Raw genomic sequence first — 25,194 nt, 5'->3', positions numbered from 1 at the left:
AATCACAAAAAATAAGGGTGTACGGTGTATAACCGTACCCCTTTTTCTTCACAACGTCTACATTATAATACAACAATTTCCTGTAATTCGAGCGAATAAATGAGCATCTGCCCGACCGTGATCCCCCAAATCGCCTCGATGGCCTCGCGATAGAGCGATAATTGGACATGATAACGGTCGCGCAACATTTGTTTCGCCGCGTCACGGGATTCGCTCGAAAAGAGCACAGAATCCGATTTATAGTCGAGAAGCACGTATGTCTCGCCGTCATGGAACAGACAATCGATAATCCCTTGAATCAGCACATGTTCGTCAGTGAACGTCCCGCTCGGATTGACCCGTTCGGCCGGAACCGTGTACGTAAACGGCAACTCGCGCCAGCCAGTCCCGGTTTGAAGCGCTACCGTTAATGCGCGCCCCGTGTCTGAAGCAAAGAACGCCTCGATTTCAGGGATGGCAAGCCTTGCCGTCTCGACCTCGACCGGGCTAAGCATGCCGTCGGCTTCCCAGCGATCGATTTGTAAGGCGAGCGGTTCAGACGGGTCGATCAATTGAAAGACAAGGTGTAACGTCGTACCCCGCTCGGCTCCCGTCTGTTTCGATTGTTTCCACTTCGGCTCTCGGTACGGGGTGTCACTCGCCCGGTACGTCTCTTCAAACGCCGCCTGCTCGAGTTGGAGAGCGCGTTTCAGTTCCGTGACCGTTTGCTTGGCAGCCGTCTCGGTCGCGGCTTGGGCCAGATATTCATAAGTGAACGCCCGGCGGACAAAATCTGTGACGTTCGCCTCGTCTTTGACCGGAAAGTCGATCGCTTCGAACTGTTTGACGTGATGGAGCTGCGCCATCATCTCTTGGAGCGTGGCGACTTCCGCCAAGTCCTCTTCGCCGATGATACGGTACGTCCACGGGGTCGCTTCCGATTGGGGTGCGACGATCGGCAACCCTTGCTCTTCTAAAAATGGGGCCGCCCCTTCGAGTTTTAAGAGCGCCGGAGCGACCCAATCGAGATACGTCTTCGCCTCACGACGCGCATCGGCCGATAAAGTCGTCCCGGTTTGCTCGACGTGCAACCATTGCCCGATCTGTTTTCCAGGCTCTTTGACCGTCCCGACCAAAATCAGTTTTTCTTTCGCGCGCGTGAGCGCGACATACAAGACGCGCATCTCTTCGGCTTTCATCGTCGCATCGAGATCGCGGCGAATCATCTCTTTGACGAACGTCTCCGTTTTCGTGCGCGTGACCACGTCAATCGCGTCGAGGGAGATTCCGTAACGTTTATGGAAGATGACGCGCTGCATTTGATCGCGCTTGTTGAACTGCTTCCCTAGCTGAGCGACGATTGTGACCGGAAACTCGAGTCCTTTCGACTTATGGACAGTCATGATCCGGACGACGTTTTCTTCTTCACCGAGTGAGCGCGCCTCGGACAAGTCCTCACCGTTATCCTGAAGCCGATCCATCACACGGAGGAAACGATACAAGCCGCGGTAACCACTCCGCTCATACGACAACGCCCGGTCATAGAGCGCCTTCAAGTTTTCTTGGCGCCCTTTCCCGCCCGGCAGTCCGCCGGCAAAATCATAAAATCCTGTGTCGTTGAACACTTGTTGAATCAATTCTGACAAGCTGTGGTTGCGAGCGAACGTGCGCCACGCTGATAACGCGTCAAGAACATCGCCACACTTCAGACCGAGATCGTCCTCATCATCTGCTTTCGCTTTGAGTGCCTCAAAAAACGACTCTTCCGACTCAAGGCGGATTTTCGCCAACTCTTGGTCGCTGAACCCGAACATCGGCGAGCGAAGCGCCCCGGCAAGCGGGATGTCTTGGAGCGGGTTGTCGATCAGTTTCAACACCGCGAGCATCATCCGAATCTCCGTCGCTTGGAAGTATCCCCCGTCCGAATCGGTGTAGGCCGGAATGTTGTACTGTGTCAAAATATCCATCAACTGTTCGACCCGCTCTTTCTTTGAACGGACCAAGATGACGATGTCACGATATTCACACGACCGGAGCAAACCTGTCGCTTCATCGGTCACTTTGAACGGTTCCTCGCCCGAGACGAGCTCTAAAATCCGGGTCGCGATGGCCCGGCCTTCGAGTTCTTGTTTCGACAAGTCGCGGCTCTCCCCGTTGACGAGAATGAGTTCAGGACTCGCCTCGAGCGCCTCATAGTCACGCCCCGGGACGAGACGTGCCGCCTCATCGTATTCGATTTCGCTCACTTCCTCGTCCATCAACCGGACGAACAAGTCGTTAATGCCGTGGAGTACTTCGGCTCGGCTTCTGAAGTTTTGGGACAAGTCGATCCGTTGTCCCGACCCATGCTGTTTGAAGCGCGTCGCCTTCTCGATGAACAAGCGTGGTTCGGCATGGCGGAACCGGTAAATCGACTGCTTGATATCGCCGACCATGAACAGATTTCCGACATGCTCGACTTCATTGCTGACAAGCCCGATGATCGTCTCTTGAATCTCGTTCGTGTCCTGATACTCATCGATCAATACTTCGGCGAAACGTTGCTTGTAAAGCGAAGCGACCGAAGATGGTCCTCCCTCGTCTCGTAAAATGGCGAGCGCATAATGCTCGAGGTCGCTGAAGTCGACAAAAGCACGGTCCCGCTTCGCCTGTTCATAGGCGGCACCGAACGTCCGAACGGTCTTAACGAGCGTCTCGACGAGCGGACGTTGTGTCATCAACACGTCCAAATAATCGGCCCCACTCGTGCTCGCTTGGGCGATGGCTTCACTTAACTTCTTTTTCGCCTGATCGTACGCCGGCTTCAATACCGTGTGATAGACGTGATGTTCTTCTTTCTTTTGAACGGATTTCATCGTCCCGAACTTGACGGCGCGGGAAGCCGTCTCGAGCTCGCTCCACTTGAACGAGTCCGGATCGAGATTCGCAAATGGTAAAATCGCCTGTTGCACGTTCTCAGATTGCGCCTCATAACCGGCGAGGCGAAGTTCGATGGCGACGCGACGGAGCTGACGCAATGCTTTTTCGATGTCTACCCAAAGCAGGCGCCCGAATTCAATCAACAGTTGTTCCTCGTCAGGATCCCCATCGAACTGATACAACGACACAAGTTCGTCCAAGTACGCTTCCGGGTCTGGTAGCGTCCGTGCATAGTGATAGAGACCGAGAATCAATTCCTCGATCTCACTGTCGCCCCGGTCCGACGTATAAGCGTCAATCAAAGCGAAGAAAGCTTGGTCTTGTTGACCGTACGCCTCCTCGAGCACATCTTCGAGCACATCGTCCTGCAAAAGCACCAAGTCCCGTTCCTCGGCGATTTTGAACGCCGGGTCGAGGTCGAGCAAATAATAATTCTCCCGAATCACTTCGAGACAGAACGAGTGAATCGTCGTGATGAGTGCCCGGTTGAGCATTTGGCGTTGTTTTCGAATATATGCGTTCTCGGGATCATCACGGAGTGCCCCGTCGAGTGCTTTGGCGATTCGACGTTTCATCTCGGCCGCCGCCGCATTCGTGAATGTGACCACGAGCATGCGGTCCGCCGTCAATTCGTCCGTCTCATCCAAGAGACGGCTCGCGAGCCGTTCCACGAGGACGGCCGTCTTGCCGGAACCGGCTGCCGCCGAGACGAGCACGTGCGATCCTCTGGCATCGATGGCCGCTTGTTGGTCATTCGTCCACTTCATCGACGTCACCTCCTAATCTTGACAAGACGTCATCTTTTTCTAATTTCTTCAATTGCCGTGGCTCATTAGACAGCGCCTCATCAAAGTGACAGACACTTTGGAACGGGCACGTCTGGCAGGGCCGTCGTTCTTTATATTCATATGGCTCGACTCCGATTTCACCGTCATACATCGCCTCGGCGCTCGCCTCCGCCAAATTAAGGGCATGGTCCATCAATTGCTCGAGCTGCGGCGGGGAGACGACTTTTTTCGTCGTATTCGCATCGATCGTCCCGTCTTTCTTGTACTTGACCGGGATGACGATTGATTTTTTCTGATCGAGTTTCGCCGTCCGGTCCATCGCCTCTAAAATGGCCGGATCGTCGACGAGCAACCCTTGCATCTGATACGACTCGAGCACCTTCCGCTCGGTGTCCGTGTCCGTCTCGCCCGGTGCGACGAGCGGCCGGTGGACGTGGAAATAAAGCGCCGCTGCTGGGGCGACATTCTCTTGCGTCCACGCGTTCGCCTGCTCGATCAGCACTTTCAAGTAGATGAGCATCTGCATGGCGAGCCCGTAATAGATTTCGGCGAAGTCGATTTCTCGTTTGCTCGACTTATAGTCGACAATCCGGACGTAAAGCTGATCATGGACCGAGGCCGTGTCGACGCGGTCGATGCGACCGACAAGTTCACACGTCGCCCCGTTACTGAGCGTGAACGACACGGGCGGGAAATTGCCGCTGCCGAAGGCGAGTTCGAAAGCGACGGGGTCGAATCCGTCCCGTTTCGATTGCTCGATCAATACTTCCGCCGTCTTGCTGACGACATCGGTCAATTTCTTCTTCAAATAGCCATACCGGTTCGAACTCATCAAAATCGCATTTTGAATTTCCGGCGTGACGAGTTCGACGGCCGCCTCGGCGAGTGACGAACACTCGTCGCGGCTCACATCCCGCCATTCTTTCCCGTCCATTTTCACGGTCTGGGACATATGCTCAATCGTGCGATGGTACAAGTTTCCGATATCCGGCGCTTCTAACCGATACAGGCGACGTTCTTTTAAACGGAGCCCATAGCTCGCAAAGTGACGGAACGGACAAGCCTGGAACGTCTCGAGCCGCGAGACGCTCGCTCGAATCGAGTTTGTATAAAGTGACTTGGCGACATCTTCCGGCAACGGTTGTGGCACGTTTTGATAGAAGAGTGCACTCGTCAATAAGCGAATCCGTTCGCGGCCTTCCGGATGTTTCAACAGTTCGTTGTACACCGTGAACCACGTATCTTGAATCGGATAATGCCGGCTGAGTCGTTGCAGTTCGAGCGCTGTCACCGCTGCCGTCTGATTCACGTTCGTGATAAAAGACAGCTGGTCGCTCGGGCGATGTTCCCCGGCTTCCGCGAAATGGGTCGTCACGACTTTCCCGCCACTGAGGCGGGCTTTCAGGTCAGCGATAAAACTCGCCGGTTGAATCGCCTTGCCAGCCCGGTCGACGAGGGCATAGCTGACGAACACACGATGGCTCGGTGCCGTGAGCGCCTTGTATAAATAGTACGTCTCGTCATCAAATAAATGCTCGGTCGCTTTCCCGGCCCGAACGCCGTTGTCATGCATGAAATCAAGGTCCTGGTCGGTCAACAGTTTCGACTGGGTCGCTACGAGCGGGATTTGATCTTCGTTTGCCCCGAGTAAGAAGACGACCTTTTTATCAATCAAGCGGCCCCGGACGTAATCAGTGACCGTCAATTGGTCCAGAGATGGCGGGACGAGCGCGTAACGCAAACTGTCGAGCCCGGTATCCATCATCTGCAGGAACAGTTCGGTCGAGAGCGTCTCATCTGGCGCCGCCGCTTCCAACTGTTCGAGCAAGTGCAACACGGCATCCCACACTTGGGTATGTTCTCTCGCTTCGAGCAATCTCGATTCCTCGAGCGCCTCCTCGCGCCAATAGGCGAGACAAGACGCCACATCAATCCGTTCTAAAAAGGCATAGATGGCGTGCGTGTAAGCTTGCATCGTCTTCGCCGCTTTTAAATCGGCCAACAGCGGGTCGAACGTGTCAACGACGGTTTGGCGGTAACGATTGAGTGCCGTCTCCAAGTCCAGTTCTTCCCCGGTCAGCCGTGCCTCTTCTTCGGCTCGGCGTCGCAAATACCAATCCTCGTGCCAGTGATAATGTTTGATCCCGCGCTCGATGACGAACGCCTCGAGCCGGTCGACCGACGTGCGTCGATGCTCCGCATCGAGCAAAATCAGTTCGGTTTTGAGCGCCCGAAACACCGGTTCTTCCCGGTAGCCGCGAATCGCGACCTCAATCGTCGCCTTCAATAATTCGACGACGGGATGATCGAGCATCGGTTGACGCTCATCGAGGAAGAACGGCAACCGCATTTTTTGGAGCGCTTGTGTCGCCAAGTCGCCGTACTCCTCAAGCGAGCGTGACACGAAAGCGATATCGCGATAGCGGAATCCTTCCTCGCGGACGAGCCGAACGACCTCACGGACGGCCGCCTCGACTTCTACCGACCGGTCGACGGCCGCGCTCAACACCACATTCGAATCAGGACGCGTGTATGGGGCTGCCGTCACTTGCCCGAACGTCGCCTCGAGATAGGCCAGGCTCGGATGTTGGAAGCGCGGAGATCCTGTATGAGGGTGGTCGTTTGACGAGAGACCGCGCTCAGCCAACAGCTCTTTGAAACGCATGAGTGTCCGTTGCGTCGGTCCGAACGACGGATGAGGCCGATAGAGCGAATCCGGGTCAATCGTCAACAGCACGTCGAGCGGCGCCTTCTCCGCTAAAGCGACGAGCACGGCTAGCTCCTGTTCCGAAAATTCATTGAACCCATCGACATAAAACTGCGTCCCGGTCAAATCGATGTCCGGCAACAGTTGTAGCAACACGTTGAAATAGTCTTCCGCGTGGAGCGATTTCCCTTCCGTCATCATCAAGAAACCCTCGTAAAGAATCGACAAATCTTGGAGTTTGAGGGACCGATGTTGGTCTTGCTCGCTTAAGCGGAGCAACTGCTCGGGATCGACGAGGCCGCGCTTGAGGAGCGTGATCAACTGGTTCAGTTCCTCGTAAAAGCCGAACTGGTTCATCGTCCGGCGGAACAACGTCAATCGTTCCTCGTTCATCTCGACGACGCGGCGCAACAGCAAGTGCGTCCCTGTCTGATCTAAAAACTGTTCGGTCGCGACGCCCCGGTCGCGCATCATCAAAAAGGCGAGTCGACGCATTGATAAGACTTGAATCCGGGTCGACCCGTTCAAGCCGTCCGTCATCGCCATCTTCCGTTCCATCTCAAACGACATTTGGTCTGGGACGAGCATATAGATGGTCGGTCCGCTCGGGTCACGCTTCAGCTCTTCGATGACATGTTTCGTCATCCATTCGCTTTTTCCGCTCCCGGAACGCCCGACATGAAAAGTGACCGTCATTTAGGCGAACACCCCTTCCCTTTTTTCTTTATTATGACCCATTCGACCTCGTTTGTAGAGGGAAATCCTTTAATAGCCCGGGAAGAAAATTGACCAGCCCGCTTCAGTCCCCTTTTACGCAAAAATCGATTAGACTGAACGTATGAGGGGGAAAGAAGATGAGTGCATATGAACAATTTGGAGGCGAACGTGGCGTTCAGCAACTCGTGGACGCTTTTTACGACCTCGTCTACGCCGATCCGATCTTATTGCCTTTGTTCCCGGACGACAAAGACCGGGTCAAAGCGCATCAGTTTGAGTTTTTAACACAACTGCTCGGGGGACCGAAACTGTATACGGAACGTCGCGGTGGCGGCAACTTGGCGATGATCCATCGCGACCACCCGATCTCGGAAACGCACGCCGGCCACTGGCTCGGCTGCATGGAGCAAGCGCTTAAAACAGTCGATGCCCCCGAATCGGTCAAGCAACAACTGTTCCATCGTTTGATCATGTCATCCTCGAACGTCGTCCGCGTCTGCTCCCACCATTTTGAGTAGTCAGCCTTTCGAAAAGCGGGTATGATAAGAAAGTAAGTAAAGGAGGTCGTTTTTCATGACAGAAGAAGAAAAAAAAGAGGCCGTTTCCTCTGAAGAAGAAACGGAAGAAGTAGAACCGACGGCAGTCCTCGCCGACGCCCTCGCAGAGGATGAAGAGGAAGAAGACCAACCCGAAGAAAAGAACATGGACCATATTAAAGGCGTGTTCAACTATCCACATGAGAATGGACGAGAGTACCGCGTCGTCTTCTATAACGATCGCAAAAACCTCGTGTTCCGTGAACTCGGGAACGGGAAAGTCGAATTCGTCGGCCGTTTCACAGACGAGTCGTATGACCAAGAGAACGAAGCAGAGATGCGTGAACTCGGCGAGCAACAGCTCGAACGGATTCTCGCGGATCGCCTCAAATAAAAAAATCGCCCGCGGGCGATTTTTTTATTTGTGCTTGTTTTTGTTTTGTTTTTTCTTACGAAGCGCGTAAATCGCACCCGCAAGTCCTCCGGCGACAGCAATCCCGGCCATGACCGGCACGAGCACTTTTTTCGTCGGAATCATCTCTTTCACCCGTTCATACGGTGTCGGCACCGACAGCTCGAGTTGAACCGCCGACTCGCCGTGACCGTGCGCACGCGCCTGACGAGCCGCATCGGTAATGACGACACGTCCCGTCGTATAACGACGAACACCGTGTTCATCGGTGTACGGGCGACGGACACGTTTGACGCCACGCACGGTGCGCCCACGAGCCGCATCGGGTCGGACTATCCGTTCACTCGTCCACGAGCGACCCCCTGTCGCGCTATAAGCAGGACGCATCTTGCGCCGATTGATCCATGTGTACGAATCATTCATGTCTATTCCCTCCAATATACTGAAGTACCTTTTCTTATTATACCCATACAACATCTAGGGAAAACATGAGTTGTCGTGAACGTTCGTTCACAAAACAGAGGATGGCCCGGTTCGGACCACCCTCTGTTTGCCACATTACTCCGTGAACGGCTTATCTCGATGGCGACGTTTCGCCAAAATCAAGTAGTAAGCTGGAACGAGCACGAGCGTCAATACGGTCGAGAAGAGAATTCCTGACACGATTCCGATAGCAAGCGGTCGGAACAGTGGGTCTTCTCCAAGTGCGACCGGCAAGAGTGCCACGACAGCGGTCAACGCCGTCAACAGAATCGGACGAATCCGGGCGCGTCCCGCCTCATAGACGGCGGTCGTGACGGCCATGCCGTCGCGAATTCCTTGCTCGATGAACTCGAACAAGACGACTGCGTTCCGAACGACGATCCCGGCTAGTGAGACGATCCCCATCGAGGCCATGAAACTAAATGGTGTCTGGGTGACGAACAGTCCGACCACAGCACCGGCAATCGCCAAGTAAATCGTGAACAAGACGAGGAGCGGAAGTGACAGTGAATTGAACTGGAACGCGATAATCAAGAAGATCAAGAACAAGACGACGACAAACAACGTAGCAAGTTCAAGGAAGAACTCGTTTTGTGTGTCGCTCGCGCCGGATTGGTCGAACGCGATTCCTTCATCGGTCAATGACGCCTCGGCGTCAGCAAGCACGCGGTCGACGTCTTGTTTGAACGCCTCTTCGTCCATGCCTTCGCTCGCATAAATTTGGAGCGTCACGATCCGTTCCCCGTTCTCACGCGGAATCTGTTGAATCTGTTCTGTCGTCGTCTCAGTGACGAACGTACTGAGCGGTGCGACCGGAGGACCTGCCTCCGTCTGAACTGGGACGAGGATATCGTCTAAGGCGAGCGCCTCACGGTTCGCTTCCGCATCGACGACGATTTTCACATCGCGTTGTTCGACTCCGTCATCAAACGTGCCGATCGGGATGCCGTCCGTGACGAGGCGAATCTGGTCACTGATTGATTTCGCGGTCACACCAGCGGCCGCCATCGCGTCACGATCAAGTTCATACGTGAGCGTCTGGAACGGCTCTTTAATGTTGTCGAGCACGAGTGCACCGTCGATGGCTTCAAGGTCCGCTTTCACGGTATCCCGGGCCGTGACGAGTTGCTCGATCGTTTCACCGCGCATCGTAAACTCGACTGGTGCCGAAGTCGGCGGCCCTTGTTGCTGCGTATCCAAGAAGATTTCAGCATCCGGGTTGTTTTCCCGGATTTGTGTCGTATATTCGTCGATCAATTGAATCGCATCAATCGTCTCGTTGTCGACACGAACGACGATTTGACCCGTGTTTTCACCGGTCTGATCGAGCCCTCCCGTGAAGAGGCTCGGTAGGCCGCCACCCGCAAAGACAGATGTCTCGACGACACCATCAATACTTTGGAACTCTTCCTCAATCGCTCGAAGTCTCTGTTCCGTCTCCTCAAGGTCGGTTTGGACCGGCAAGGTGACACTCGTCACGACTTCTGGCCGGTTCGCAGCCGGGAAGAATTCGAACGGCGTCAACAAGATCAAGCCGTACAATGCGGTCGTGATGACGAAACCGACGAGACCGAACGTCCATGGACGCTTCGCGACTTTGGGTAATAACGTATCTGCATAGAAATTACTGAGCCGGTTCAGTGGCCCACCTAACCAACCCGGCTCGCGTTTCGATACTTTTACTTGCTTCCGATTCAACCAGTACTGGGCGATCGGCACGAGCGTCAAACTGATGAGCATCGAAGCGAGCACCGACAAGGCCAAGACGGTCGGCAAGGCACGGATAAAGTTCCCGTTCGCTCCCGAGAGGAGTGTCAATGGCAAGAAGGCGAAGACGACGGCGAGCGTCGATGTGACGATCGAGCCCCACACTTCTTTCGTCCCGCGTACGGCACCGCCCATCGCCGTGTCTCCTTTTCGGTAACGGCGCAGGATGTTGTCATTGACGACGATGGCGTCATCGACGAGAATCCCGAGCGCAATGATAGCCCCGATGATTGAGATTTGGTTCAAGTCGACTCCGGTGAAACGAAGTGGAATCAACGCGAGCAAGAACGACAATGGAATCGCTAAGCTGACAATCAGCGAGCCTGAGAACGTGAGCCCGATCGTCGTGACGACGATGACCGCAATCATGGCAATGATGAATTCACGAGTGAGGGATGAGAAAATATCATCGACCGCTTTGGCCTGCTCGTAATATGGAACAAGTTCAACACCATTCACGTTCCCGACTTCATCCGCAACGACTTCGTCGACGCGTTCTTGAAGAGTCGGAATATCTTGACCCGATTCAATCGTGACCGTCAAGGAAACGGCAGGTTGTCCGTCGAGTGAAACGAGGTCCGTGACCGCTTTCTCCGTCTCTTCGACCGTGCCGACGTCTTCAAGGAGGACAGGCGTTCCATCCACTGAGCCGACGACGACTTGGCCCATGTCATTGACGTTCGTCAAACTATCAATCGCCAATTGGTAAATCCCATCTTCAGTCGACTGGCGACCGAGCGGGGTCGTCTTATATTCTTCATTGATTGCCGTCAAGACGTCCGGAAAAGCAAGTTGACGCTCCCCGAGTTCCGCCGAGTCGAGCGAGACGACGAATTCCGTTTCCGGTAGTCCTTTGATCGTCACACCGGTAACTCCGTCTGTCCGCAACAGACGTTCCTCCAACCGCTCGATATCTTCACGCACTGTCTGGAGTGTCTGGCGATCATCTGCCGTCAACAAGTAAGAAGCGACCGGCAACTGCCCGATCGAGTCATTGACGGTCGGAGCCAGCGCATTTTCTGGCAAGCGAGGCGCAGCGTCTGAGATCGCTTGGCGTACATTCGACTGTAGCTCACTTCGATCGAAGCCGTCTTCATACTCGACGGTGATATTCGAGAACTCGGATGCGGATAATGATGACACATTCTCGATACCATCGAGTCCTCTCAATTCAGTCTCCAAAATATTCGTAACGTTCCGCTCGACCGTCTCTGCGGTCGCGCCCGGATATGGCGTTTGAATCAAGATGATATTGACACTCGTCTCTGGAATTTCACGCTTCGGAAGTTGGAAGAACGTGAGCACTCCGACGACGACTGCGACGAGCAAAAACACGATGACCAGTTTTCCTCGTTCAATCATTTTTTGAAAAAACATGTTGACCCCTCACTTTCAGATAATGTGCAAATACACATATGAACTATTCTTCTTTATCATAGAGGGGTTCACCATTCATTTCAATCTTTAAACACAGTTGAATGTGCTTCAGTGAAAGCGTTTTTGAAACGAATACGATAACTCGATGGACCGTTGTTTTTGCTTATAGACGGTATGATTCGAGACCGGGACCTCGACCGATTCACCCGAATGAAAGATAATCCGACTTCCTTTACCACTCTTCTTAGCATCGAGGACTTGAGAAAAATTGATCCAGGCACAGTCCGGACTTTCTTTTGCAATCGTCGGGAAAAAGATCGCATCTGCATGCCAATCCATGATGACAGGTGTCTTCCGGTGCGGGCCGAGTACGTTACGAGCCGCCTCGATCCGTCCTTGAATGCTTGAACCGTAATACAGACAGGCCGATTCGAGTAAATACAGGGGCGATCCCTTCATTCGCGATACACCGTCGGATTGATAGACGAGCGTCTCCGCCTCCCCATACTCATTGAAAACTGGAATCAAAGCTCTTGTTTCATTCGTCAACTGAGTCATCTGATTTGCCTCCATCATGGATATAGTGACTTACATGTCATTCATACCAAGAAATGAAGACTTAAACAAATCGCGTTCATATATTTCCCACTAAAAAAACCAACCGATTATCGGCTGGTTTTTTAATTTCAGTGATCTAATTTCTTATTCTGTAACGATTTCGATTGAGGAAAGTGAAAATGTACACGTACTCCGTCTTTTGTATTTCCCAAGGCGACCGTCCCCTCATGGAGTGTCACGATTCGTTGAACGATGAACAGGCCAAGACCGAACTTCCCTTGCTTCCCTCGCGAAAACTGATGGAACAAGTCGAGGTTCGCGTCGACCGGGGGACCGTCATTCTCAATGGTGATGTCGACACCCGCCCCGGAGCGTGTCAGTTCGATTCGAATCGTCGACTCGGCATAGCGCAAGGCATTATCGAGCACGTTCTCGAAGGCGACACGGATTTGTTCTCCGTCCCCGAGCATCTCGCCGGCATGTCCTGTCACCGACCAGTCCAAGTTGCCGCGCAGTTTGAATCGGCTAACGAGCAGTTCCATCAACTTATCGAGATTGATCGGTTCAAGCCGCATCTCCTGGCCTTTAAAGTATTCGAGCTTCGTGACATATAACAAATCGACGACTTTCTTCTCGAGCCGGGACGCCTCTTCATCGATGACTTCGGCCGACCCTTTCAAATCCCCGGTCGGATAAATCCCGTCCCCGATGGATTGGGCGTAACCGCGAATTACCATGATCGGCGTCTTCAAGTCGTGCGAGATGTTTTGGAGCAGCGCCTGTTGGGCCACGTCTTGCTCTTGCAACTCTTGCCGCATCGCGTCAATCGAGCGGGCCAACTGCCCGAGCTCATCTTGACGAGCGAGCGGGAGCACCGTCTCCCATTGTCGGTTCGAGATTTTCTCGACCGCCCGCTCCATCTCGACGATCGGCTTCGTCAACTCTCGCGACATCCATAAAGCCGGGATTAACGACAACAGGCTGATGACGCCGATTAAAATCGAGATGCGCCAGTAGAGCGTCGAGACAAGTTCACGCCGGTAAGCGTCCCAGGCGTAGGAAGCTTGGTAAATCAGAGCCCCATCGTACTCGTTCTGGCGGATGATATAGTAGACGTCCTCTCCATCAATCGTCGTCTGGTATTTGGCGACCTCGCTCGTCTGTGTGAGCGCCTCTTGATACATTCGGTTCGTCAATTCGAGCGGGGCCGAACCATAAATGATGCGTCCGTTCGGCAAAAAGATGAGCTGGTTGACCGATCGGGATTCTTGTTGGCGACGGTCATACTCAATCGGATTTTGCGGAATGTTTTCTAGCTCATTCGTATTCCCCAGGTAATAATCCACATCTTGCAACGTCTCGTACACTTGTTCATCGATAAACTGCGTGATCGAGGAACGAATCGTCAACAAAATCATCAAGGCGAGCGTCACGATGATCAGAAGGATCAATACCCAAATCTTCCACATGAGCCGTTTCGGCTGGAGACGATCGAGCTTCATGGCTTAACGAGTCGGTAACCGACGCCATAGAGCGTTTCGAGCTCAAGGCGATGCAGTTTCTTCCGGAGACGGCGTACCAAGTCATCGACGACGCGGTCCGAGCCGAAATAGTCATGGCCCCATACCCCTTCTAAAATCTGTTCGCGTGATAAGGCAGAGCCCGGATGTTCGAGGAAGAGCAGCAGCAAGTCGAATTCTTTTGATGTCAAATCGATCTCATCTTGTTCATGCTTGATGAGACGTTTCTCAGGATAAATCGTATATTCCCCATATTCGATATGCTCATTCGATTTCGAACCGTAGACACGGTCGATCAATTTTTTGACGCGGATGACCAGTTCCCGTGGCAAGAACGGTTTCGCGATGTAATCGTCCGATCCCATCTCGAGTCCGATAATTTTATCGATATCCTCATCTCGCGCCGAAATGAAAATCGTCGGCGTGAACGCGTTTTTCGCTTTGATTTGTTTCAGTAATTGGAACCCATCGAGGTCCGGGAGCATGATATCGAGCACCCATAAGTCTGGTTCGTCTTTGATTGCGGCCTGGGCCGAGGTCCCGTCGGTGAACGAACGGACCTGATACCCTTCTTGCTCTAAATACGTGACGAGCATCTTATTTAAATTGATTTCATCATCGACTAAATAGATTGTGTACATTCCAGTCACCTCTGCAACGTTTTTTATTTATCATATCAAACAATTGTGGATGAATGATGGGAATGCAGCCGTTTCCTCCGCGCTCAATGTGTTCACGACACGCAAACAAGCCCACAAAAAAAGAAGGGTTCCCCCTTCCTTACCGCGTCGGCCGAGTGCGCATCTGTTGTGCGAGGAATACCGTGCCACCACTAAGGAGGGCCAGTACACCGCTGATCATCATGAGTTCCATCATGTTCCACCTTCCTACTGATAGCGATTCTCATTATCACCTATAATATAGCATACTTTTCTTAGCATGAACATGACAAAAAAACTCCCGCCATGCTAGGCGGGAGCTCTCGATTATGCGTTGACGTCGTAACCCTGTTCTTCGATGGCTTCGATCATCGTTTTCACTGAAATTTTATCGTTGTGGATGACATCGACCCGATGGTCCTGTAACGAGACGATCGCTGACTCGACGCCTTCAAGTTCTGTCAAGGCGCCTTCGACCGCCGCCTTGCAGTGATTACATGTCATACCTTCTACTTTTAATGTCGTTTCATTCATTTGGATGTTCCTCCTTGTGTTTTCAATCGTAACGCGTTCAAGACGACCGAGACCGAACTGAACGCCATGGCCGCCCCGGCAATCCATGGGGCAAGCAAACCGGCCGCTGCGACCGGGATACCGAGACTGTTATAGGCAAGCGCCCAGAACAAATTTTGACGAATGTTACGCATCGTCAACGCACTCATCTCGATGGCACGGTTCACCCCATCGATATCTTGCCCCATCACGGTGACATCGGCCGCCTCAAGAGCGATATCCGTCCCGCTTCCGAAGGCGATGCCGACGTCAGCGACAGCAAGTGCCGGCGCGTCATTCATCCCGTCCCCGACCATGGCCACACGGCCCTGGCGTTTCAGCGCCTCGACATGATCCGCCTTCTCGACGGGCAATACCTCGGCGATGACGTTCGTTTCCGGAATCCCGAGTTGACGGGCGACGTCGAATGCGACTTCTTTCCGATCACCGGTCAAGACGTAGACTTGTCTCGTCTTGGCAAGTTGTTGGACGACGGCACGGCTTTGGTCTTTCAACCGATCTTGCAGACCGAACGCCGCAACGACCCCAGACTCGTCGGCCACATAGACCGGCGTCATCGCCTGCATGTCCCACTCCGGTAATGCAAATCCGGCTTCTTGCATCATACGGACCGAGCCGATAAGAAGAGGTTTCCCATCTACGACCGCTTTCAATCCTCGACCGGCCAACTCTTCAACGCGTTCGACCTGACCGTCCCCTTCGCCCCGACCGATTGCCTCGGCGAGCGGGTGCGTCGACTGACGTTCGGCCATGACGGCTTGTTTCAAGAACGACGTCTCTCCGAACGTCGCCACGACTTCCGGCGTACCTTTCGTGAGCGTCCCCGTCTTATCGAAGACGACGATATCGACCCCATTCAATGATTCGAGCTGACCGCCACCTTTGAACAAGACACCACGTTCGGCGGCACGGCCCGTCCCGACCATGATCGATGTCGGTGTCGCGAGACCGAGCGCACACGGACAAGCGATAACGAGAACGGCGATCGAGGCCCGGATCGCCATGTCCAAATCATTGAAGCCAAGCGTCCAGACGGCGAACGTCAAGGCGCTGATGGCGACGACGATTGGAACGAACACACCGGAAATCCGGTCCGCTTGCCGTTGAATCGGGGCTTTGTCCGTCTGCGCCTGTTCAACAACACGAACAATTTGAGCGAGCATCGTCTCGCTGCCAACACGTTCGGCGACCATCAAGACCCGGTGCGAGCGGTTAATCGTTCCGCCGACAACATCGGCGCCGACACTTTTCTCAGATGGGATTGATTCCCCGGTCAACATCGACTCATCGATGACCGTCTCACCTTCGACGATTTTTCCATCGACCGGCACTTTTTCGCCAGGGCGGACGACGATGACGTCACCGGCTTTGACCAAGTCGATCGCGACTGGCCGTTCCACACCGTCAACAAGTAAAATCGCTTCTTTCGCCTGTAACGATAAAAGTGACTTGAGCGCGTCCGTCGTTTTTTCTTTCGCTCGGGCCTCTAACCATTTCCCGAGCAATACGAGCGTAATCAAAACGGCACTCGTCTCAAAATAGAGCGACGGATGCATCGGATGCACGAGCATCTCGAAGACGGAATAAAAGTAAGCCGCCGATGTCCCTGTCGCCACGAGCACGTCCATGTTGGCCGCGCCGCTCTTCAAGCTCTTATACGCCCCTTTATAAAACTGGGCCCCGATCCAGAACTGGACCGGTGTGGCGAGCGCGAATTGCCACCACGGATTCATGAGCCAATCGGCATGGAACGTCACACCCGGGATGTGCGTAATCATGACGAGCAGAAGCGGTGCTGACAATAGCGCCGAGATGAGCACTTTTCGTTCGAGCGGGCGGAGGTCGTGTTTCGGGGTCAATTCCGCTTTCCGTTCTGCGCCGTAGCCGATCTTCTCGATTCGGGCGATCAACTCTTCTTCAGTGATACCTTCCTCGACGCGAATCGTCGCCGTTTCAAGCGGCAAATTAACGGTCGCTTCGACGCCGTCCATTTTATTCAACACTTTTTCGATTCGGGCCGAACATGCGGCGCATGTCATCCCTTGAATCGACAGTTCGACGGTTTTCATCGGTCCACCTCCTTACTTTTTGATGCGGCTGACGATTGTCATCAATTCGTCAATGTATGGGTCCATGTCTTCCGTTTCGCTGGCATGGACTAGACATTTGCGCATGTGACGTTCGAGCAGTTGCATCTCAACTTGTTTGAGCGCAGCTTGAATGGCTGACGTCTGAGTCAAAATATCGACACAATAACGGTCGCTCTCGACCATCTTTTGAATCCCTCGTACTTGTCCTTCAATCCGGCGTAGCCGTTTGCTGAGCGCTTCACGCTCCGCGTCTTCGCGCGGAACGATCGGTTCGTCATGCATGAATTCTTCCATGGTTATCACCTCACCTTCAATATACCCCTACCCCGTAATGGTGTCAAATCATTTAATCAAAAAAAGAGCGACTGATTTGTCGCTCTTGCCCTAATCAATTGCGTTGGAACGCCTCGCTCTTCAAGACGGTCCGTAAAATTTTTCCGGTCGTGTTCCGAGGCAGTTCATCAATGATTTCAATCTGTGTCGGCTGTTTATACTTCGCCAGTTTCGTCGCCGCGAACGACCGAATCTCGTCGAGCGTCACATGCTCGTCACGAGTGACGATGAACGCTTTGACCGCTTCCCCTTGTTCTGCGTCTGGCACCCCGATGACGGCCGCCTCGACGATGCCCGGATGCTGATACAACACTTCTTCGACTTCACGCGGATAGACGTTATATCCCCCGACGATGACCATATCTTTCTTCCGATCGACGATATAGAAGTATCCGTCCTTGTCCCGCTTCGCCAAGTCGCCGGTGTAGAGCCATCCGTCCCGAAGTGTCATCGATGTCTCTTCTGGGAGCTTGTAATACCCTTTCATCACGTTCGGCCCACGGACGATCAGTTCACCGACCTCGTCGATCCCGACTTCTTCCCCGAGCTCGTCGACGACTTTGTTCTCGACGTGGACGATCGACGGACCAATCGAACCTGCCTTCCGCTCCCCATGGAGCGGGTTGAAGCAGGTGACCGGTGACGCTTCCGAGAGGCCATACCCTTCAAGGATCTTACATTCGAACTTCTGCTCGAACGATTCGAGCAGTTGCACCGGCAGGCTCGCCCCACCGGAGACGAAGACGCGGACATGCTTGAGTGCCGAGGCGTAGGCCGGGACTTTCATCGCCGTCTGCAACAAGAAGTTGTACATCGTCGGCACCCCGGCGAAAATGCTGACGCGGTGTCTCGGGATGAGGTCGAACACGTCCTGCGGCGAGAATTTCGGCAAGATGACAATCGTCGCCCCGCGAAGGAGTGGGGCATTGACGATGACGGTCAGACAGAAGACGTGGAACATCGGCAGCGCCGCGAGCGCTTTATCTTCCGGCGTGATCTCCAAATATTCGCCGATCGAATGGGCGTTCGAGAACAAGTTGAGATGCGTCAACAACGCTCCCTTCGGTTTCCCGGTCGTCCCACTCGTATAGAGGATGACGGCGACGTCTTCCTCATCGACCGTGACGAGTTCCCCTTTCGTCGTCGCGAACGCCTCCTCGAACGGCAAGAACTCGATGTCCCCGTCCCGTTTCAACGCCGGTACGTCCGCGTACGGGACCGAGATGACGAGGCGGAGTTGCGGTAACTTCGTGAGCGCGGCTTCTGCTTGCGCGACGAGCGGTGACAAGGCGACGATTGCCTTCACATCCCCATCGACTAAAATATAGGCCATCTCATCTGGCGTGTATGTAGGGTTGATCGGAATGACGACCCCACCTCGTGCGAGCACCGCAAAATAGGAAATCAAGAATGCCGGGCTATTCCCGAGGACGATTGCGACGTGGTCGCCTTGTCCGATCCCTTTTTGCTCAAGTGTCGCCGCCATCGCCTCGATTTGACCGAAAAACTGTCCGTAGCTGACCGTGTCTTCCCCAAACACGTAGGCCGCCTTATTCGGATGCGCGGCCACAACGCCCTGTAGTGCCGTGACTAAGTTTGCCATGGTAATCCCCCTTTGAAAATGAATGACTATTCACTTTTGAGCCGTAAAAAAGAGCACGGCATCCGCGCTCTTTTTCAGTTATCTTCATTGTACATGAAACGGCTCAATAAGAAAACGCTTTCAAGTCCATCGTCTTCAAATGATACAAACCGGTCCGGCTCTGTACGTGGACGAGCGCCTGCAGTGTCTCGTCATCCATGAGCAAATCGTCCATCAATTTGTGGAGCGCCGACTTCTTCGCTTCGGTCGTTGCCGTGATGAAGAAAATCGCCTCGGCCCGAATGGTTTCAGCAGCAATCGTCTGCATCGCAAACGGGTGATTAAGATGTAACAACGTGATTCCATCTTGTTTCGAAACGTGGAGCGGTACATCGACGACAGCGACCGGTACGGCGACATCTGTCACGCCAGACGGGATCGTCCGCTCTTGTTCGATGACGACGCGCGCGAATGACTCATCGACAATCCCTCTTCCTTCTAACTCAAGACCGATCGCGCGGACAGCGAGGTCAAACGTCGGTTGCTCCGTCACCCACATCCAATTCGCGTCCATCCACTCTGTGATAAATCGGTACATATTGTTTCCTCCTATTGGTTGAACCCAATTTACGAAAGCGCTTGCATTGATTATGATACGCCTCGTCGAAACGACGCGCAACGGTCCACACAAGATGTCACGAAAACGCCAAAAAGAAGGGACCCTGTTCAGAGCCCCTTCTTCCCTCAAACCCGCTTCAGCTAATGAGATCGACGAGTTCTTCGAGCTCGACGTTGCCAAAGTAATGTTTGACGTCAAGCTGTGACAATTGTTCCCGAATCGCGCCGCGTTCGAATCGCGTCCCGACGAGTACTTGTTCGACATCATGGATATCCCCGACGCCGAAGAAGTCGCCGTAGATTTTTGCTTCCGTGATCGTCCCTTTGTTGACGTTCAAGCGGACATCAATCGTGCCGATCGGGAAACGACGTTTCGACTCGACATCAAACTTCGGCGATTTCCCAAAGTTCCAATCCCAGTTCGCGTAGCGTTCTTTCGAGATGTCCTGAACGATCTCCCAGTCCTCATCGCGAAGCACGTAACGCTCGGGTTCTTGTCCGTCATAGATTGAGTGAAGGAGTGCCTCGACGAAGTGCTCCATCGCCATCTCTTCTTCTAAAAACTCGGTGATGTTGGCGACACGGCTCCGGACCGACTTGATTCCTTTCGAGCGCATCTTCTCTTCTGAGACGTTGAGCGAGTTGACGACTTCCTCGATGTTCGAGTTGAACATGAGCGTCCCGTGGCTGAACATGCGGCCGCGCGTCGTGAACTGGGCGTTACCGCTGATTTTGCGTTCGCCGACTTGGATATCGTTACGTCCCGTCAACTCCGCCTCGACGCCGAGCTGTTTCAAGGCATCCACGATCGGTTGCGTGAACTTCTTATAGTTATTGAACGAGTTGCCGTCATCTTTTGTGATGAAGCTGAAGTTCAAGTTCCCTTCGTCGTGATAGACGGCCCCGCCGCCCGAGAGGCGACGGACGACGTCGATTCCGTTCTCTTCGATATACTTCAAGTTGACTTCTTCTGACGTGTTTTGGTTCTTACCGATGATGATCGACGGGCCGTTAATATAGAACAAGAAATAGTCCTCATGCTCGACGTTCAAATGTTTGAGGATGTACTCCTCGACCGCCAAGTTGAGTTTTGGGTCCCGGATGTCCGGGTTGAAAATAAATTTCACAGTAAGTTCCTCCTAAGGATGTTCGTTAGTTGTATTATACGAGACGTCGGCCCGGCGCTACAACTCGTTTACTTCCATTCCCCTGTCATGACGCGTTTCAATGCGTTCGCGACACCATATTCGTCGTGACGCTCGGTGACGTGATGGCTGATGGCGATCAAGTCTTCATGACTATTGCCCATCGCGATTGCTTTGCCGGCGACCTCAAACATCGGAATGTCGTTCAAGTTGTCGCCGATGACGACGACTTCTGACAAATCGACACCGAAATGCTCGGCCAGTTTTTTGATGCCGTGCCCTTTGTCGGCCCCGTTCGCCATGACCTCGATGTTATCGTTGCCTGAAGACGTAACGTAAACGCCTTCGACGCGCTCATCGATTTCCGTCCACAGCGATGACATTTTCTCAAAGTGGCTCGAGAAAGCGATGAATTTATAGACGCGTCCGGCCTCGTTCTTAATGAAGTCTTCGATATCCTCGACGAGACGGACATCTTCGTTGACATAATAACGTTTGCGGAAGAACTCATACATCTCGAGCGACCGCTCGTCCCCGTTCTGTTTCAAGTTTTCCATCGTCGCATCGATCAAGTCGAGTCGGCTCGCGACGAGTCCCGCCTCCGAATACATTTCATAGAAGACGTCCGAATATTTATGGTCTTGATGCAACACCGATACGACCTCGAGCGCTTCTTCCGTCGTCAAATCGATTTCATGTAGCACGTCGCCGGTTTCTGTCAACACTCGTCCGCCGTTTGATGAGACGATCGGGCACGTGAGGCCGACCTCATCGAGGATTTCTTTCGCGTTGAAGTAATTGCGTCCCGTCGCAATCGCAAAGCGAATCCCTTGTTCTTCTGCCGCGCGAACGATTTCTGCCGTCTCGGGCGCGATTTTCGTGTGGTTGTGCAGGATCGTGCCATCCATATCGGATACGAACAATTTGTACGTTGTCATCAACATCCACTCCTCTTTTTCTGTTTCGCTTATAACTATAACAAAAAGAGAGGCCATCGGAATAATCCGACACCTCCCTTCATGAATCTTTAACGTTCTTCCGCGAGCGCTTTGATCTGTTCATGGACGCTCTTGATGCAGTCCGGCATGCCGATCCCGTCGTAGGCGATGCCCGCGAGCAGGATGCCCGGATAGACGCGGCCCATCTCGGCGCGTAGCGCGCGGACCCGGTCGGAATGGAAGACGGCGTATGGCGGCAGCCCGTCCCGGAGCCGGCTGACGACCGTCTCGAGCGGGGCTGCTTTAATCGTCATCAAGCCGCCAAGGTCCCGAAGTGCGGTCGTCACAATCTCGTCATCAGACGCATCGACGATGTCATCGGCGCCCGGTCGTCCGAGAAAGACTCGTAGCACGTGATACCCTTCCGGCACGGCGTGCGGCCATTTTTGGTCGATGAACGTGCACGCGGTGATCGTCACGTCCGCCTCCTGGCTCGTGACGAAACCTGTCCCGACGAACGGCAGCTCGATATCGTCTTGTTTAAACACGAGCGAGCACGTCGCCGTCGCGTGCGGCTTCATGTCCGCGAGAAAATCGCTGTCGACTTTCGGCAAGAACTGACGGATGAGCCGAGGCGGGACCGTCAAGATGAGATGATCGGACTCGATATCGCCACGGTTCGTCAATAATCGATAGCCGCCCTCAATCTCCTCAACTTGTTCGACCGAACAGTTCAAGACGATTTCAGTGCGCTCTAGCCGTTCGGCCAGACGGTCGGTGAGCGACTTCAACCCTCGTTTGAGTGAAGCGAACTGTCCGACTTTCTTCGCCCCGACTTCAGCGACCCGCTGCTCGGGACGAAGGTGACGCATCCCTTCATACAAGTTGCCGTATTTCTTCTCGCCTTCGATAAATTGCGGGAACGTCGACAACGCACTCATCTGATCGATATCTCCCGCATAAATCCCGGAAAGAAGCGGCTCGATCAACCGGTCGACGATTGGGTCCCCGACGCGCTCGCGTAAATAAAGCCCGAGCGAGACGTCCGTCTTCGGCGCTTCGACGTCCGGGGGCGACAACAGCATCTTCCGAAGCGTGGCGTGTTCTTCGTCGGACAAGAGTGTCGTATCCTTGAACGCATCGACGTCGAGCGGAATGCCCATGACCGTCTGCTTCGGAATCGGATGTAATCCGTCATGATGGAGCACGTACGCTTGGCCGACGCCGTTCCGGACGATCTCATCGCCGAGCCCGACCTCATGAATCAAGTCGGTCATCGCCGTTTTCCGGAACACATACGAATCCGGCCCTCGTTCGACCGCAAATTCCCCGGTCTCGAACGTATCGATTTTTCCACCTAAACGGCCGCTCGCTTCGACGAGCTTGATGGTGACGTCTTCCGGCAAATAACGCTCGGCATAAAAAGCGGCGGTGAGACCTGTGATCCCACCACCGACAATCGTTACATTACGCATGATGCACAATCACGCTTTCCATTCGATCGGCGATGGCTTCAATGAAGCTACGCTCCGCGTTTGGCATGTTTGGACGTGCATAGTGGACGCCTAGGCGGTCACAAACGACTTTACATTCCACGTCGTTATCGAAGAGCACCTCGAGATGATCCGCGACGAATCCGACCGGCGTGTAGACGAACGCCTCATAACCATGCTTTTCATAAAGTTCAGCCGTCAAATCTTGGACGTCCGGTCCAATCCACGGGTCAGGCGTGTTGCCCTCTGACTGCCAACCGACCTCATAGTTCGGTACGCCCGCCGCTTGGGCGATTTTATCCGCCGTCTCTTTCAATTGATCCGGATACGGGTCGCCTCCTGCCAAAATCTTCTCTGGGAGACTGTGTGCCGAGACGATCAAGCATGCCTTCTCGGCCGGCACCGGCAAGTTCGCAAACGTCGCCTTGATTGCTTCCGCCCACCAGTTGATGAATTTCGGCTCATCGTACCACGATTCGACCGAACGGATCTCGATGCCGTATTTCGCGGCTTCTTCATGCGCCCGCCCGTTGTACGACTTGACGCTGTATGACGAGTAGTGCGGAGCCAATACGACCGACACCGCTTCTTTGATACCGTCGTTGGCCATTTGCGCGACCGCATCTTCTACGAACGGTTCGATGTGCTTGAGCCCGATGTAGAGCTTGAAGTCGATCTCACCGGCGTGACGCTCGTTCAAGATGTCACGGAGCGTCTCCGCTTGGTCGATGGTAATCTTCGCGAGCGGTGACACGCCTCCGATGGCCTCATAGCGCTCCGTCAAGTCTTGGAGTGCTTCCGGTGATGGTTTACGGCCATAGCGGATGTGTGTGTAGTAACGCTCGATATCTTCAGGTTTGTATGGTGTCCCATAAGCCATTACGAGTAATCCGACGGTTTTCATAATGATTTGCCTCCCATTTTTTCACGTGAGTAGTCATGGATAAATGCTGTCAATTTGACGAGAACGGACGGATCGACTTCCGGGAATACCCCATGTCCCAAGTTGAAGACGTATCCAGGTTGTTTCATCCCCTCGTCGAGGATTTCTTTCACTTTCGCTTCGATGACCGGCCACGGGGCCAGCAAGAATGACGGGTCAAGGTTACCTTGGACCGCTTTCGTGATGCCGCGGTCGCGCGCCTCTTGAATCGATAGGCGCCAGTCGAGTCCGACGACGTCGAGCGGCTGGTCTTGCCACTCTTCGACGAGATGGCTCGCTCCGACACCGTGCATGATGAGCGGGATGTCGAGCTTGCGCAACTCGGTGAAGATTCGTTCTGTCGTCGGTTTGATATAACGGACATAATCCTTACGGCTGAGCGTCCCGACCCATGAGTCGAACAATTGGAACGCCTGGATCCCGGCTTCTGCTTGTGCCGTCGCATATGTGATGACCATGTCGCCCAGTTTCTCCATAAGCGCGTTCCACACGTCCGGCTCGGCGTACATGAGTGCTTTCGTTCGGTGGTAGCTCTTCGAAGGACCACCTTCAATCATGTAGCTCGCGAGCGTGAACGGTGCGCCTGAGAATCCGATGAGCGGGACTTCCAAACGTTCCCGAAGCAAACGGATCGTCTCGAACACGTACGAGATGTCTTCCGGATTGAGCGGTTTCAAACGTTCCACATCTTCCATCGTCCGGTATGGGTTATCAATGACCGGACCGATGCCGCTCTTGATTTCTACATCGACGCCCATCGACGGGAGTGGCGTCATGATGTCTTTATACAGAATGGCCGCGTCGACTCCAAGTTGTTTCACCGGGAGCTCTGTCACGTAGGCACACAGCTCGGCATCATGCGTGATCTCGAATAGTGTCCTCGTTTTTTTGATCTCACGATATTCTGGTTGGTAGCGTCCGGCTTGGCGCATGTACCAGACGGGCACATAGTCTGTCGCCTCTCCTCGAAACGCCTTCAAAATAGTATCGTTCATACGTCGCGTCATTCCCCTCTATAATTCTCCTACACTCTTCTTCTATAGGTATGTGAACTCAA

19 protein-coding genes are annotated in these 25,194 nt (G+C 53.7%); 2 read left to right on the top strand and 17 right to left on the bottom strand.

All coding sequences use genetic code 11. From position 1 onward, the window contains the following. Nucleotides 1-62: 62 nt before the first annotated feature. Nucleotides 63-3,665: a helicase-exonuclease AddAB subunit AddA gene (addA, locus tag KNP78_RS11095; RefSeq protein ID WP_214824258.1), complete on the bottom strand. Its 3,603-nt coding sequence runs from the start codon at nt 3,663-3,665 to the stop codon at nt 63-65. Further along, a complete protein-coding gene (gene addB / locus KNP78_RS11090) occupies nt 3,649-7,089 on the bottom strand; it encodes a helicase-exonuclease AddAB subunit AddB (protein WP_214752392.1) in 3,441 nt (1,146 codons plus the stop codon). The genes addA and addB overlap by 17 nt, the downstream gene beginning before the upstream one ends. Nucleotides 7,090-7,247: 158 nt before the next feature. Between addB and KNP78_RS11085 the strand changes: the two genes are divergently transcribed. Together KNP78_RS11085 and KNP78_RS11080 are read left to right on the top strand one after the other, a co-directional pair. Further along, nucleotides 7,248-7,628, top strand: coding sequence for a truncated hemoglobin (locus KNP78_RS11085; protein WP_138859867.1), 381 nt, complete (start codon nt 7,248-7,250; stop codon nt 7,626-7,628). 55 nt (nt 7,629-7,683) lie between these two features. Further along, nucleotides 7,684-8,040, top strand: a complete 357-nt coding sequence (locus KNP78_RS11080) for a hypothetical protein (protein WP_034776562.1) — start codon at nt 7,684-7,686, stop codon at nt 8,038-8,040. Between the two features lie 24 nt (nt 8,041-8,064). Here KNP78_RS11080 and KNP78_RS11075 read toward each other — a convergent pair whose 3' ends face one another. From KNP78_RS11075 to hemE, 15 genes are all read right to left on the bottom strand, one after another. Beyond that, nucleotides 8,065-8,481, bottom strand: a complete 417-nt coding sequence (locus KNP78_RS11075; protein WP_034776560.1) for a hypothetical protein — start codon at nt 8,479-8,481, stop codon at nt 8,065-8,067. Nucleotides 8,482-8,616: 135 nt separating this feature from the next. Further along, nucleotides 8,617-11,685, bottom strand: a complete 3,069-nt coding sequence (locus tag KNP78_RS11070) for an efflux RND transporter permease subunit (protein WP_214824255.1) — start codon at nt 11,683-11,685, stop codon at nt 8,617-8,619. A 108-nt stretch (nt 11,686-11,793) separates the two neighbouring features. Further along, entirely contained in the window at nt 11,794-12,243 is a 450-nt protein-coding gene (locus tag KNP78_RS11065) for a competence protein ComK (RefSeq protein ID WP_034776556.1), read from the bottom strand. 128 nt (nt 12,244-12,371) lie between these two features. Next, the gene (locus KNP78_RS11060) at nt 12,372-13,745 is read right to left on the bottom strand and encodes a sensor histidine kinase (RefSeq protein WP_214752389.1); all 1,374 of its coding nucleotides are present in this window, start codon (nt 13,743-13,745) and stop codon (nt 12,372-12,374) included. Next, on the bottom strand, nt 13,742-14,404 hold the full coding sequence (locus KNP78_RS11055; protein WP_034776554.1) for a response regulator transcription factor: 663 nt from the start codon (nt 14,402-14,404) through the stop codon (nt 13,742-13,744). Before KNP78_RS11055 ends, KNP78_RS11060 begins: the two co-directional genes overlap by 4 nt. A gap of 345 nt (nt 14,405-14,749) precedes the next feature. Continuing rightward, on the bottom strand, nt 14,750-14,956 hold the full coding sequence (gene copZ, locus KNP78_RS11050; protein WP_029595964.1) for a copper chaperone CopZ: 207 nt from the start codon (nt 14,954-14,956) through the stop codon (nt 14,750-14,752). Next, nucleotides 14,953-17,064 (bottom strand): heavy metal translocating P-type ATPase, encoded by a 2,112-nt coding sequence (locus KNP78_RS11045; protein WP_034776553.1) that lies wholly within the window; start codon nt 17,062-17,064, stop codon nt 14,953-14,955. Before KNP78_RS11045 ends, copZ begins: the two co-directional genes overlap by 4 nt. A gap of 12 nt (nt 17,065-17,076) precedes the next feature. After that, entirely contained in the window at nt 17,077-17,379 is a 303-nt protein-coding gene (locus KNP78_RS11040) for a metal-sensitive transcriptional regulator (RefSeq protein WP_034776552.1), read from the bottom strand. A gap of 94 nt (nt 17,380-17,473) precedes the next feature. After that, on the bottom strand, nt 17,474-19,021 hold the full coding sequence (locus KNP78_RS11035) for a fatty acid--CoA ligase family protein (RefSeq protein ID WP_034776550.1): 1,548 nt from the start codon (nt 19,019-19,021) through the stop codon (nt 17,474-17,476). Between the two features lie 103 nt (nt 19,022-19,124). Continuing rightward, nucleotides 19,125-19,598: a PTS sugar transporter subunit IIA gene (locus KNP78_RS11030; protein WP_034776548.1), complete on the bottom strand. Its 474-nt coding sequence runs from the start codon at nt 19,596-19,598 to the stop codon at nt 19,125-19,127. Nucleotides 19,599-19,755: 157 nt separating this feature from the next. Beyond that, entirely contained in the window at nt 19,756-20,745 is a 990-nt protein-coding gene (gene lplA, locus KNP78_RS11025; RefSeq protein ID WP_034776545.1) for a lipoate--protein ligase, read from the bottom strand. Nucleotides 20,746-20,813: 68 nt separating this feature from the next. After that, the gene (locus KNP78_RS11020) at nt 20,814-21,701 is read right to left on the bottom strand and encodes a Cof-type HAD-IIB family hydrolase (protein ID WP_232939005.1); all 888 of its coding nucleotides are present in this window, start codon (nt 21,699-21,701) and stop codon (nt 20,814-20,816) included. An 89-nt stretch (nt 21,702-21,790) separates the two neighbouring features. Beyond that, the gene (hemG, locus tag KNP78_RS11015; RefSeq protein ID WP_034776541.1) at nt 21,791-23,176 is read right to left on the bottom strand and encodes a protoporphyrinogen oxidase; all 1,386 of its coding nucleotides are present in this window, start codon (nt 23,174-23,176) and stop codon (nt 21,791-21,793) included. After that, on the bottom strand, nt 23,169-24,098 hold the full coding sequence (hemH, locus tag KNP78_RS11010; protein ID WP_034776539.1) for a ferrochelatase: 930 nt from the start codon (nt 24,096-24,098) through the stop codon (nt 23,169-23,171). The genes hemG and hemH overlap by 8 nt, the downstream gene beginning before the upstream one ends. Then, nucleotides 24,095-25,144 (bottom strand): uroporphyrinogen decarboxylase, encoded by a 1,050-nt coding sequence (gene hemE, locus KNP78_RS11005; protein WP_034776536.1) that lies wholly within the window; start codon nt 25,142-25,144, stop codon nt 24,095-24,097. The genes hemH and hemE overlap by 4 nt, the downstream gene beginning before the upstream one ends. Nucleotides 25,145-25,194 lie beyond the last annotated feature (50 nt).

The sequence above is a fragment of the Exiguobacterium sp. s28 genome (assembly GCF_018618135.1).
Lineage (GTDB): Bacteria > Bacillota > Bacilli > Exiguobacteriales > Exiguobacteriaceae > Exiguobacterium > Exiguobacterium mexicanum_A.
Note: the sequence above shows the minus strand (reverse complement) of the source record. Positions and strands in the feature narration are given on the sequence as shown.